Raw genomic sequence first — 11,672 nt, 5'->3', positions numbered from 1 at the left:
GGTGCGCGATCAGGGGCCGGGACTGAAGCTCAAGCCGCTCACCACGGAACGGCGCGATCTCTTCCGCCGCCCGCTGCTGGCGAGCGAACTCGATAAATATGACGCGGTGGTGCTGGACCCGCCCCGCGCGGGTGCGCAGGCGCAGGCCGCCGAACTGGCGAAATCGCGCGTGCCGCGCATCGCCTTTGTGTCATGCAGTCCGGCGAGTTTCGCCCGCGATGCGCGCATGCTGCTGGATGGCGGCTACCGACTGGTGTCGGTGACGCCGGTGGACCAGTTTCTCTGGTCCGCCCATGTGGAGCTGATCGGGGTCTTTTCGCGGGATTGAGCTTCGGCTCAGACGCCCACGCCCGGTTCTTCCGGCGGGGTGGGGATGTCGATGCTGCAATAGCGCTCGATCGCTTTGGCGACCATTTCGGGCGAGAGGTTCAGAATGTTGAGCTTCACGCGCACGCCATTGCTGCCCACTTGCCGCCAGCATTTGTACATATATTGCCGCCACACGGCCTGAGCATTTTCCGGCGGCACGACTGCTTCCGCCACAGCGCGCGACAGGGTGATGCGCAGTTCCGCATTGCGGATGTTGCGCACGAAGCTGTCATGGACGGCGACATCTTTAATGTCCGGCCAGGGGAAACGTCCCAGCCCGGCAATTTCGATGCCCGCCGGGCCGATTTTCAGCGCTTCATTGTTGCGCGCGACGAAGGGCCAGTGAAACGCAGCCACGGCGAAGGAGATGGCTGCGAGGAAAAGGGCGGTGTGCCCGATACGCGGTGTGGCCAGAAGAACCAGCCCCACACCGATCAGCAAGCCGCCATAGACGATGGTCTGCCCCTTTTCCCGGCTGTAGCGCGCCGTCACCGTTGCGCCGGGAGGGATGGAAATCTCGTCGGTCATGTCGGGTTCCTTCAGGCGTCGCCTGTTCAGGCACCGCCCATTTGGCCACGATGGCGCAGCAGGTGGTCGGCAAGGACGCAGGCCATCATGGCCTCGCCCACGGGCACGGCGCGAATGCCCACGCAAGGATCGTGACGCCCCTTGGTGATGATTTCCGCATCCTCTCCCTGCCGCGATACCGTCTTGCGCGGTTGCAGGATGGAAGAGGTGGGCTTCACCGCGAAACGCACGACAACGGGCTGGCCGGTGGAAATGCCGCCCAGAATGCCGCCTGCGTGATTGGAGGCGAAGGCCGGACCTTCATTGCCCATGCGCATCTCGTCGGCATTTTCCTCGCCGGTGAGCGCGGCGGACGCGAAGCCTTCGCCGATCTCGACGCCCTTTACCGCGTTGATGCTCATCATCGCAGCGGCAAGGTCGGCATCGAGCTTGCCATAGATCGGCGCGCCGAGGCCGACGGGCACGCCTTCGGCCACGATCTCGATGACCGCGCCGCAGGAAGAGCCCGCCTTGCGCACGCCGTCGAGATAGCTTTCCCACTCGGCGGCCGCCTTGACGTCCGGGCACCAGAAAGGATTGTTCTCCGTTTCCGCCCAGTCCCAATTGTCGCGATTGATCTTGTGCGGGCCGACCTGCACCAGTGCGCCGCGAATGGAAACGCCCGGCAGCACTTTGCGGGCAATGCCACCGGCTGCGACACGCGCCGCCGTTTCGCGCGCGGAGGACCGTCCGCCGCCGCGATAGTCGCGAATGCCGTATTTCGACAGATAGGTGAAATCCGCATGGCCGGGGCGGAACTTGTCCTTGATGTCCCCGTAATCCTTGGAGCGCTGATCGACATTCTCGATCATCAGCGAGATCGGCGTGCCGGTGGTCATCTCCTGCTGCGCATCGTCGTCGAAGAAGGTGCCGGAAAGGATCTTCACCTGATCCGGTTCGCGGCGCTGCGTGGTGAAGCGCGACGTGCCCGGGCGGCGCCGGTCGAGCCAGGTCTGGATTTCCTCCGCCGTGACGGGAACGCGCGGCGGCACGCCATCGACCACGCAGCCAAGCGCCGGCCCGTGGCTTTCGCCCCAGGTCGTCACGCGGAACAGATGGCCGAATGTGTTGTGCGACATGACCTAAATTCGTTTGCCGGAATCACTCCCCGCCTGCGTCGGGGCAGGCCTGGAAGCGACCATAGCGGAAATCAGACGATGCTCATATCCGGCGCGTCTTCGGCCTTCATGCCGACGACGTGATAGCCCGCGTCGACATGATGGACCTCGCCGGTCACGCCGGAGCCGAGATCGGAGAGGAGATAGAGCGCGGTATTGCCGACTTCCTCGATGGAGACGACGCGCTTCAGCGGCGAATTGAGTTCGTTCCACTTCAGGATGTAGCGGAAATCGCCGATACCGGAAGCCGCCAGCGTCTTGATCGGACCGGCGGACACGGCGTTGACGCGGATATTGTCGCGGCCGAGATCGACGGCGAGATAGCGCACGCTGGCTTCCAGCGCGGCCTTGGCGACGCCCATCACATTGTAGTGCGGGATCACCTTCTCCGAGCCGTAATAGGTGAGGGTGACGATGGAGCCGCCATCCGTCATCAGCTTTTCCGCGCGCTGACAGAGCGCGACGAAGGAATAGCAGGAGATCGCCATGGAGGCGGTGAAGTTTTCCTGCGAGGTGTCGACATAGCGTCCATCCAGCTCCGACTTGTCGGAATAGGCGATGGCATGGACGAAGAAGTCGATCTTGCCCCATTTCTCTTTCAGCGTCTCGAAGACGGCATCCATGCTGGCCGCGTCGGTCACGTCGCAGGGCATGATGAGGTCGGGATCGGTCCCGATGGATTCGGCAAGCGGCGTGATGCGTTTGAGCAGCGCATCGCCCTGATAGGTGAACGCAAGCTCCGCACCATGCGCGGCGCAGGCCTTGGCGATACCCCAGGCGATGGAGCGGTTATTGGCAACCCCCATGATGAGGCCGCGCTTGCCGGCCATGAGGTTGGAGCCACCCTGTGCGGTATTGGCGTTGCTGGCGGCTTCACTCATTATTTTCTATCCCTTCGAAATGTCGGTGCGGGCGGGCGACCCGGACAGTGGCGCATTTTGCATAAAAGGCACACCCGGTCCACGAAAAATCCCAGCGTTCTCCGAAACTTGGGAGTTTCCGTAGCGATATATCAATCCTTGAAAAGATGCTGCCTCACACTCGAGGCAAGGCCCTGCGCCCAGCCCGCTGCGAAGTCCCGGAGGGCCCGGTCAGGCTTTTCCGGCAGGGTGATGGAAAGCGTCACATACTGGTCGCCGGGCCCGTCTTTCGGGTTCTCGGGAGCGATCCCCTTGCCTCGAAGCCGAAGCTGCGTCCCGCTGTTCGATCCGGCCGGGATGGTAAGGCTGACTGCTCCGGAAAGCGTCGGCACATCCACCTTGCCGCCGATGACGGCCTCGGCCAGCGTGACGGGCAGGGTAAGGTGAATATCGTAGCCCTCGCGCCGGAACCAGGGATGCGGCTGGACGCGCACTTCCAGAAACGCATCGCCCGCGGGCGCGCCGCCGCTGCCCGCTTCGCCCTGGCCGCGCAGGCGGATCTGACGGCCCGTCTCAAGGCCTGCCGGTATGCGGATGTCGAGCGTTTTGCCGCCCAGAGCGACCCGGCGCATACCGCCTCTCGCCGCCTCCAGAAAGGGAATTTCCAGCGCATAGGCGGCATCGCGCCCGCGCCCCCGGAAAACCCGGCGGCCGGCATCGCGAAGCCCCTCGTAAAACTCGCTGAAGACCCCTTCCTGCTCTTCTTCGCTCAGCGGTCGGGCCTTGAGCGGCTCTTTGAGGTCGGAAGGCTCGAAACCGGGTTTTTCGGCGTTCCCGGCTTTTTTTGAGGCCGGTTTGAAGGGTGCGTCTTCTGCCTTCGGACCGGATTTGCTCCGGAACCTTGCGCCATAGGCGGCGGCCTTTTCGAATTTCGGTTTGGCGGCGGCATGGCGGATGGCGTCGTAGCGCCGCCGCGCATTGGTATCCTTCAGGAGGTTGTAGGCCGCCGTGACTTCCTGAAACCGCGTTTCCGCGCGCCGCCGGTCCGGGGCCTCCGCACCGCTCAACGCATCCGGATGCAGTTTGCGCGCAAGCCGCCTGTAGGCCGCCTTGATCTCGGCCAGGCTTACATGGGGCTCGACGCCCAGGGTTTCATACGGATCGCGCAACCGGCCTCTCTCCCGATGCCGCAAAACAGGGCGCGCAGGATAGCGTGCGTCCCTCTACGAAACCGTTAAGCGGTAGTTGCTCTCAGGAGGCGGGATCGGATGGCGGTGCGGTGTCCGGCGTGCGGATGGCCGCATCGGGCGCCCGCAGCCTGTCGCCTGCATCCTTATCCGGGGAGGCCTGCTTGTCCGAACCCGGATGGTTATCCGTATCCGGCAGCAGAATATCCACCGGGGGTGCCGGCGGTGCCGGTTTCACGGCCTTGGCAGCGGCCTCGCCGGGCGGCGGATTGGGCGGGGGGAGCGTGGGCACAAGTTGGGCCAGACGGGCGAGCGCCATGCTGTGGCCCTGCCGCGCAGCCAGCGCATACCAACCCATGGCGCGCGGCAGGTCGCGCGAGACGCCCAGACCCTTCTCGAACATCACGCCGAGATTGTATTGCGCGATCGGCTCGCCTGCGACCGCGGAGAGATGAAGCCAGAAGCTGGCCTTCTTGTAGTCGCGGGGAATGCCGTCGCCTTCCAGATACATGAAGGCGGCATTGAGCTCGGCAGGCACGAAGCCCGCCTCCGCCGCGCGCTCGTAGAAGAACAGGGCCCGCTCCGGATCGCGCTCGGTGCCCAGCCCCTTGCGCAGCAGCAGGGCGACATTGCGCATTGCCGCCAGATCGTCCTGCTGGGCAAGCGGCAGCCAGTCCTTGAAGGCAGCGGCGTAGTCGCCCCTGTCATAGGCTTTCACGCCGCGCTGGAAGCGTGCCTCGTCCGGCCCGCTGCGGTGGCCGGGAGAATTCTCGATGGCTTCCTTGACGGTAAGGCCTTCGGCCTTTGCCGCGTTCGGCACGAGAAAAGCGCCCGCCGTGGCAAAGACGGCGGACGCCAGAAGCAGGCGGACATAGCTGGGAAGGTCTTTTTTCACTCGGCTTGTCCGTCTTCAGTGTCGTCGAAATCAGTTCTGAATCTGCCAGGACCCGTCCTGCATCCGGCAGGCCGTACCATGCGCCTGCTGGCTGCGACCGTCGATATAAATCGTCTGCGTATATTCGCGGCAGGGACGGCCGGAAGAGGTCGTATAGGCCGGTTGCGGCGTAACGGTGCCGTAATGGCCGCTATCGGGATTGCTCCAGCGCGAGGCCTGGCCCGACGGGTTGTTTTCCAGCGCGCTGTATGTGGTGCGGCCCATATAGGCGCGGTCGGCGCGGTCGAGCGACTTGCCGATTTCGCTGCCCATGAGCGCACCGATCAGCACGCCGGCACCCGTCGCCCAGAGCCGGCCTTCGCCGCCGCCGAACTGCGAGCCGATCACGCCGCCCGCCAGCGCGCCGGCACCCGTGCCGACCGTTTGCTTGGGACCCATACCGCCCATGCCGCCATTGTAGATGCCCTGGTCGCAGGCAGCCAGCGACAGACCGATACCGGCAATTGCAAATGCTTTCAGGAGTTTCATGCGCTTTCCATTTTCTTCTGCCTCCCGGGGAGGCGGGAATTCCGTCCCGGGCGGGAGGCGCGGGACGCGACAAATCGATTTCTGGTAACTATATAAGGAACCGATTGTGGCAAGAATTGAGCAGCGTCAAAGCTATCATATTGCTACCGAATTTGGCCGTTTTCGGCCCGTTTTTGATCTGGAAGGCCATCTGGAGCATGACTGACGCACCCGCCGGCACCGAAAAGACGGAGGATGTCTTCACGTCGGACAATCCCTTCGAGCTCTTCAGGGAGTGGCTGGACAAGGCCGCGAAGAGCGAGCCGAACGACCCCAATGCGATGGCGCTGGCGACCGCCGATGCGCAAGGCTTTCCCGATGTGCGCATGGTGCTGCTGAAGGATGTGGATGAGCGCGGTTTCGTTTTCTACACCAATCTGGAAAGCGAGAAGGGGCGCGAGCTGAAAGAGAATATGCGCGCGGCGCTCGGCTTCCACTGGAAGTCGCTGCGCCGCCAGGTGCGCGTGCGCGGGATCGTCTCGCCGGTAAGCCCGGAAGAGGCGGACGAGTATTTTGCCAGCCGACACCGCGATAGCCAGATCGGCGCCTGGGCCTCGCGCCAGTCGCGGCCGCTGGAAAGCCGCTTCGAACTCGAAAAGGAAGTGGCGCGCTACGCCGCCAAATTCGGTCTCGGCAAGGTGCCCCGGCCCGAACACTGGTCCGGCTTCCGCATTGCACCGGTCCGCATCGAGTTCTGGCGCGACCGCCCGTTCCGCCTGCATGATCGTCTGGTCTTCCACCGCGACGACCCGGCGGCGGGTTGGAAGACGATGCGGCTTTTCCCGTAAGGCGGACGAATGGCACTGGACGCAAAGACGGCGGCGGAAAACGCTACCCTGATGAAGCGGGCGACCTACGCCGCGGTGTGCGTTGCCGTGGTGCTTGTGGTTCTCAAGGCGGGGGCGCTCTGGTTCACCGGATCGGTGGCCATGCTGGGCACGCTGCTCGACAGCCTGCTGGACGGCTCGGCCTCGCTCCTGAACCTCGTCGCCGTGCGCCACGCGCTGACGCCCGCCGACCAGGAGCATCGCTTCGGCCATGGCAAGGCGGAAGCATTGGCAGGCCTCGGCCAGTCATTCTTTATCTTCGGATCGGCGGGCTATATCGTCTATGAAGCTTTCCAGCGCATCATGACGCCGCAGCCCATCTCGCATTCGCTTTGGGGCATTGTCGTGACGGTGATCGCCATTGCCATGACGCTGGGCCTTGTCGCGTTCCAGCGCCATGTGGTGAGCCGGACGAAGTCGCTCGCCATCGAGGCGGATTCCATCCACTACCGCGGCGACCTGTTGATGAACCTGTCGGTGGTCGCGGCGCTGGTTCTCTCGGGGTTTCTCGGCTGGGAATGGACGGACCCGGTCTTCGGCATTCTCATTGCCGGGCTTATCGCCTGGGCGGCGGCGCAGATTGCCTCCAACGCGTTCGATCAGCTGATGGACCGCGAATTGTCCGAAGACGAGCGCGAGCGCATCAAGACGCTGGCGCTCTCTCATCCGGACGTCATCAACATTCACGATCTTCGCACGCGGACCTCCGGCGTGCTGAGCTTCATCCAGTTCCATCTCGAACTCGATCCCGAAATCACTCTGACCAAGGCGCACCGGATTTCCGACGAGGTGGAAGGCGAGATCATGAGGGAGTTTCCCGGTTCGGAGGTGCTGATCCATCAGGATCCGGCGGGGCTGGAACCGCTGAGCCGTCTCGAACGCGTATGAGTAAAAGGACGTTTTGACCTCCGATACCGACACTCAGCAAACGATCGGCTTTCTCTCGCGGCCCGAAGCCTATGGGCTCGATGCGGGGGAAATCGTCGAGCACATCGAAACCCACGCGAACCACATCTTTCTGGCCGGCGATTTTGCCTGGAAAATGAAAAAGCCGATCCGCTTCAGCTTTCTCGATTTCTCGACATCGCAAAAGCGCCGCGAGGCCTGTGAATCCGAACTGGCGCTCAACCGCCGCACGGCGCCGGAGCTCTATCTGGGGCTCGCTGCCGTCACCAGGGACGAGGGCGGTTTCCGACTTGTGCCGGTGGAACCGGGAGCGGACGCCCCGCACGGCGCGGCGGACTGGCTCGTCAAAATGAAGCGCTTCGACAATGACGGGCTTCTGGCGCGGCAGGAAGACGAAGGCCGGCTGAAAACCTCGCTTGTGGAAGACCTCGCCGCCCGTGTCGCAAGCTTCCATGCCGGGGCGGAAGTGACGCGGGATTTCGGCGGCGCGACGGCCTTCGCCAGCATCGTCGCCGACAATGCCCATGACATGCTGGAAAAGGCGGGCAGCACCTTTTCGCGAGACGAAGCCGAGCACACGAAAGCGCAGTGCGATCAGTTGATCGAGCGGCATTGCAGGCTCATGGACAATCGCCGCGATGCAGGCTGGGTGCGGCGCTGCCATGGCGACCTGCATCTGGGCAATGTGGTGGAGATCGACGGCGCGCCGGTCATCTTCGACTGTATCGAGTTCAACGAAAACATTGCCTGCATCGATGTGCTCTACGATCTCGCCTTCCTGCTGATGGACCTCTCTTTCCGGGAGGGCGAGACGGCCCTGCTCGCCAACCGCGCTCTGAACGCCTATTTCGACCACATCGCCGAGGCGGATATCGACGACATGATCGGCGGCTTGCCGCTGGTGCCGCTCTTCGTGGCGGTACGCGCCGTGGTGCGCGCCAAGGTCACCGCGATGCAGGTGGAGCAGGGCGGCGACGCTAAGCTCAGGGAGAGAGCCCGCGCCTTTTTCGATTTCGCCATGACGTCCTTTGAAACGGGTAAGCCGGGCCTGGTCGCCATTGGCGGTCTGTCCGGCACCGGCAAATCAACCGTGGCGAAGGTGCTGGCGCCCCGTCTCGGACGGCCTGCCGGCGCGCTGCATCTCAGAACCGACATCATTCGCAAGCGCCTTTTTAATGTCGGTCCGCTGGACCGGCTGCCGGAGGAGGCCTATGCGCCCGAAGTGGGCGCGCGCGTCTATGCCGAGATGTTCCGGCTTGCGGGCCATGCACTGGAGGCGGGCGTCAGCGTGGTGATAGACGCCGTTTTCGCGCAACAGGAAGAGCGCGACCGGGCCGCTGAACTGGCAGGCCGAATGGGCGTGCCGTTTTCTGGGCTCTGGCTCGAGGCCGATCCGGCGGTGCTGGAGGCGCGGGTGCGCGCGCGCTCCGAGAAGGCCGACGACGCCTCCGACGCCGATGTGGCCGTGCTGCGCCGCCAGCTTGCCTATGATATCGGCACGCTGGACTGGCACCGGCTTGACGCGGCCGGAAGGCCGGAGGAGATCGCGGCCCGGGGTCTGGACACGCTCACGAAATAATGACCTTAACCCCGGTTAATGTGTGCTGGCTCTTGGCCCTGCATTTCAGTAGATTGCGCTCATGGCACAGATCCCCAATGCGGAACGAAAGACATTGCTGCTGACCGGCGCAAGCCGGGGCATCGGACATGCGACGGTGAAGCGTTTCTCAAGCGCGGGCTGGCGCGTGATTACCTGCTCGCGCCATGCTTTCCCGGAAGATTGCCCATGGGAGGCCGGACCTGAGGATCATATTCAGGTCGATCTCGCCGATCCGGAAAACACCGCGGAGGCGATCAACGAAATCCATGAGCGGCTGAAGGATCAGGGCGGGCGTCTCAATGCGCTCGTCAACAATGCCGCCATTTCGCCCAAGGGCGAGGGGGGCTCGCGGCTCGGTGTGTTCGATACCAGCCAGGAGCTCTGGTACAAGGTCTTTCAGGTGAACTTCTTCGCCCCCGTCATTCTGGCGCGCGGGCTGGTTCAGGAGCTGAAAGCGGCGAGCGGGTCGGTCGTCAATGTCTCGTCCATCGCGGGCGAGCGTGTGCACCCCTTCGCGGGCAGCGCCTATGCGACCTCCAAGGCGGCGCTGAAATCGCTGACGCGGGAAATGGCCTCGGAATTCGGGCCGTTGAACGTGCGGGTGAACGCCATCGCACCGGGCGAGATCGACACGGCAATTCTCTCGCCGGGCACCGAAAAGATCGTGGAAGAAATCCCCATGCATCGCCTCGGCACACCGGAAGAGGTGGCGCGGGTGATCTATTTTCTGTGCACGGATCAGTCGAGCTATATCAACGGCACCGAAATCCAGATCAATGGCGGCCAGCACGTCTGAGGGTATGAGCCATGCTTCGCTCGCAATGACAGGCAAATGTCAGGGCAGGAACAGCACCGCGCTCTGGCTCTCGCGCACCTGCGCATCCTCGTTCACGGTGAAGGCGGAGACGATGAAGCCGCTGGCGCCGGCAAAGCCGCCCGTGCCGCCCGTCACCTGAAACACGACGTGACCGAGCTGCGTTTTCGGGTCGGGCGTCTCACCGAGATAGCCTTCGCGCACGCTTTCATAGCTCAGCGTGCCGCCGCCGAAGCGGAGCGTGCCGGTTTCGCTGAAGCCGCCATATTCGTCGTTATCGACCGCGGCCTCGCATGTCACGTGCAGGCCGCTGCCGGCCAGCGCCGGATCGAAGTCCGGCGGCAGCACGGCGGAGGTCTCGATATTCATGCGCTCGCCCATCGCGTCTTCGGGCGAGGCCTTGCCGGCAAGTTCGATCTGAAAGCGGATTTCGCGTGTCATCCCTGCGCCCCGATCACTTCATCAGCCCTTCCTTGCGGGCATGGGCCGTCACCTCGTCCAGCGCTTCCTCAAGCGTCTTGAAGATGTCGTCGACCTGGCTCTCGGTGATGATGAGGGGCGGGCAGATGGCGATGATGTCGCCGGCCAGCGGACGCAGGATGAGGCCGCGTTTCTCGCAGGCCGCCACGACCTTCGCACCGATACCGGCACCCGGCTCGAAGCTCTCTTTCGAGTCCTTGTGGGCGACGAGTTCCAGCGCGCCGATAAGCCCCTTGGCGCGGACATGGCCGACCAGCGGATGTTCCGCGAGGCGATGCGCATGGCCTTCGAATGTCGGCTGCAGCGAACGCACATGGCCGACGATGTTGCGCTCCTGATAGATGTCGAGCGTCTTGGAGGCGACGGCGGCGGCCAGCGGATGCGCGGTATAGGTGAAGCCGTGGCCGAACGTGCCGATCTTGCGGCTTTCGTCCAGCATCGCCTGATACATGTCTTCGCCGACCGTGACGGCGCCGATGGGCACATAGGCGGAAGAGAGCGCCTTGGCGACCGAAATGCTGTCCGGCTTCATGTTGAAGGTTTCAGAGCCGAACATGTTGCCCGTGCGCCCGAAGCCGCAGATCACTTCGTCGGCAATGAAATAGACATCGTATTTCTGCAGCACGGCCTGGATTTTCTCGAAATAGCCGTCCGGCGGCATGATGACGCCGCCCGCGCCCATGATGGGCTCGGCGATGAAGGCGGCGACCGTGTCCGGGCCTTCCTTGATGATGAGGTCTTCGAGGTTTTTCGCCAGACGCGTGGTGAACTCGTCTTCCGTCTCGCCCGGCTCCGCATAGCGGTAGTAATGCGGGCAGTCGGTGTGGAGCACGCCCTCGATGGGCAGGTCGAAATCGCGATGGTTGGCGGGCAGGCCCGTCAGCGAGGCGGAGGCGACCGTCACGCCGTGATAGGCGCGGATGCGCGAGATGAATTTCTTCTTCTCCGGCTTGCCGCGGGCATTGTTGTAGTACCAGACGAGCTTCACCTGCTGGTCGTTCGCTTCCGAGCCCGAACCGCAGAACAGCACCTTGGAGGCGGGATGCGGCGCGATGGCTTTCAGCTTCTCGGCCAGTTCCGCCGCGCGCTCATGGCTCTTGCCGCCGAAGACATGGGTGAAGGGCAGCCGCTCGAGCTGCTCGGTCGCCGCGTCGATGAGTTCCTTCTCGTTATAGCCGAGCGAGGTGCACCAGAGCCCGGCCATGCCCTCGATATATTTCTTGCCATGACTGTCATAGACATAGATGCCCTCGCCGCGCTCGAGGATCATCGGCCCCGTCTCGCGGAAGGTTTCGAGATTGGTATAGGGATGGATGACCGTTTCGATATCGCGAACGGCGGCGTTGCTAAGGCTCGACATGGGAGCGCTCCTCGAATGAGCAGGTGTGGGCGGATGCCGCATAATGCGGCGTCGCCCGAGGGGAAGTCAAAGGGCTATGTCTTCTGAGTCATGCCCCGCTTTATGCGGGGTATCCACGTCTT

General features: G+C 63.7%; 12 protein-coding genes and 1 pseudogene. 5 read left to right on the top strand and 8 right to left on the bottom strand.

Annotation, left to right across the window (positions count from 1 at the left end; all coding sequences use genetic code 11):
- Nucleotides 1-328, top strand: a pseudogene (locus CMI59_RS12990) (RNA methyltransferase); the annotation flags it as partial.
- 8 nt (nucleotides 329-336) lie between these two features.
- Here the strand turns inward: CMI59_RS12990 and CMI59_RS12985 are convergent.
- The 6 genes from CMI59_RS12985 to CMI59_RS12960 all read right to left on the bottom strand — a co-directional run bounded on the left by CMI59_RS12985 (nucleotide 337) and on the right by CMI59_RS12960 (nucleotide 5,524).
- Nucleotides 337-897, bottom strand: a complete 561-nt coding sequence (locus tag CMI59_RS12985) for a hypothetical protein (protein WP_293328667.1) — start codon at nucleotides 895-897, stop codon at nucleotides 337-339.
- A gap of 26 nt (nucleotides 898-923) precedes the next feature.
- On the bottom strand, nucleotides 924-2,015 hold the full coding sequence (gene aroC / locus CMI59_RS12980) for a chorismate synthase (protein WP_293328666.1): 1,092 nt from the start codon (nucleotides 2,013-2,015) through the stop codon (nucleotides 924-926).
- A gap of 71 nt (nucleotides 2,016-2,086) precedes the next feature.
- Nucleotides 2,087-2,935: an enoyl-ACP reductase FabI gene (fabI, locus tag CMI59_RS12975; RefSeq protein ID WP_293328665.1), complete on the bottom strand. Its 849-nt coding sequence runs from the start codon at nucleotides 2,933-2,935 to the stop codon at nucleotides 2,087-2,089.
- A 131-nt stretch (nucleotides 2,936-3,066) separates the two neighbouring features.
- Nucleotides 3,067-4,083, bottom strand: a complete 1,017-nt coding sequence (locus CMI59_RS12970; protein WP_293328664.1) for a DnaJ C-terminal domain-containing protein — start codon at nucleotides 4,081-4,083, stop codon at nucleotides 3,067-3,069.
- An 82-nt stretch (nucleotides 4,084-4,165) separates the two neighbouring features.
- Nucleotides 4,166-4,996, bottom strand: coding sequence for a tetratricopeptide repeat protein (locus tag CMI59_RS12965; RefSeq protein WP_293328663.1), 831 nt, complete (start codon nucleotides 4,994-4,996; stop codon nucleotides 4,166-4,168).
- Between the two features lie 30 nt (nucleotides 4,997-5,026).
- Nucleotides 5,027-5,524 carry an RT0821/Lpp0805 family surface protein gene (locus CMI59_RS12960; RefSeq protein WP_293328662.1) on the bottom strand — a complete coding sequence of 166 codons (498 nt, stop codon included), beginning with the start codon at nucleotides 5,522-5,524 and terminating at the stop codon, nucleotides 5,027-5,029.
- 197 nt (nucleotides 5,525-5,721) lie between these two features.
- Between CMI59_RS12960 and pdxH the strand changes: the two genes are divergently transcribed.
- The 4 genes from pdxH (at nucleotide 5,722) to CMI59_RS12940 (ending at nucleotide 9,692) form a co-directional block, all read left to right on the top strand.
- Nucleotides 5,722-6,351: a pyridoxamine 5'-phosphate oxidase gene (gene pdxH / locus CMI59_RS12955; protein WP_293328661.1), complete on the top strand. Its 630-nt coding sequence runs from the start codon at nucleotides 5,722-5,724 to the stop codon at nucleotides 6,349-6,351.
- Nucleotides 6,352-6,360: 9 nt separating this feature from the next.
- Nucleotides 6,361-7,278, top strand: coding sequence for a cation diffusion facilitator family transporter (locus tag CMI59_RS12950; RefSeq protein ID WP_293328660.1), 918 nt, complete (start codon nucleotides 6,361-6,363; stop codon nucleotides 7,276-7,278).
- Between the two features lie 13 nt (nucleotides 7,279-7,291).
- Nucleotides 7,292-8,875, top strand: a complete 1,584-nt coding sequence (locus CMI59_RS12945; protein ID WP_293328659.1) for a bifunctional aminoglycoside phosphotransferase/ATP-binding protein — start codon at nucleotides 7,292-7,294, stop codon at nucleotides 8,873-8,875.
- A 61-nt stretch (nucleotides 8,876-8,936) separates the two neighbouring features.
- Nucleotides 8,937-9,692 carry an SDR family oxidoreductase gene (locus CMI59_RS12940; RefSeq protein ID WP_293328658.1) on the top strand — a complete coding sequence of 252 codons (756 nt, stop codon included), beginning with the start codon at nucleotides 8,937-8,939 and terminating at the stop codon, nucleotides 9,690-9,692.
- 39 nt (nucleotides 9,693-9,731) lie between these two features.
- Here the strand turns inward: CMI59_RS12940 and CMI59_RS12935 are convergent, their stop codons facing one another.
- Complete coding sequence (locus tag CMI59_RS12935) at nucleotides 9,732-10,151, bottom strand: hypothetical protein (protein ID WP_293328657.1); 420 nt, start codon at nucleotides 10,149-10,151, stop codon at nucleotides 9,732-9,734.
- 13 nt (nucleotides 10,152-10,164) lie between these two features.
- Entirely contained in the window at nucleotides 10,165-11,550 is a 1,386-nt protein-coding gene (locus CMI59_RS12930; RefSeq protein WP_293328656.1) for an aminotransferase, read from the bottom strand.
- Between the last annotated feature and the right edge of the window lie 122 nt (nucleotides 11,551-11,672).

This window comes from Parvibaculum sp. (assembly GCF_002684405.1).
Taxonomy (GTDB): domain Bacteria; phylum Pseudomonadota; class Alphaproteobacteria; order Parvibaculales; family Parvibaculaceae; genus Parvibaculum.
This window is presented reverse-complemented; position numbering and strand designations above follow the sequence as displayed.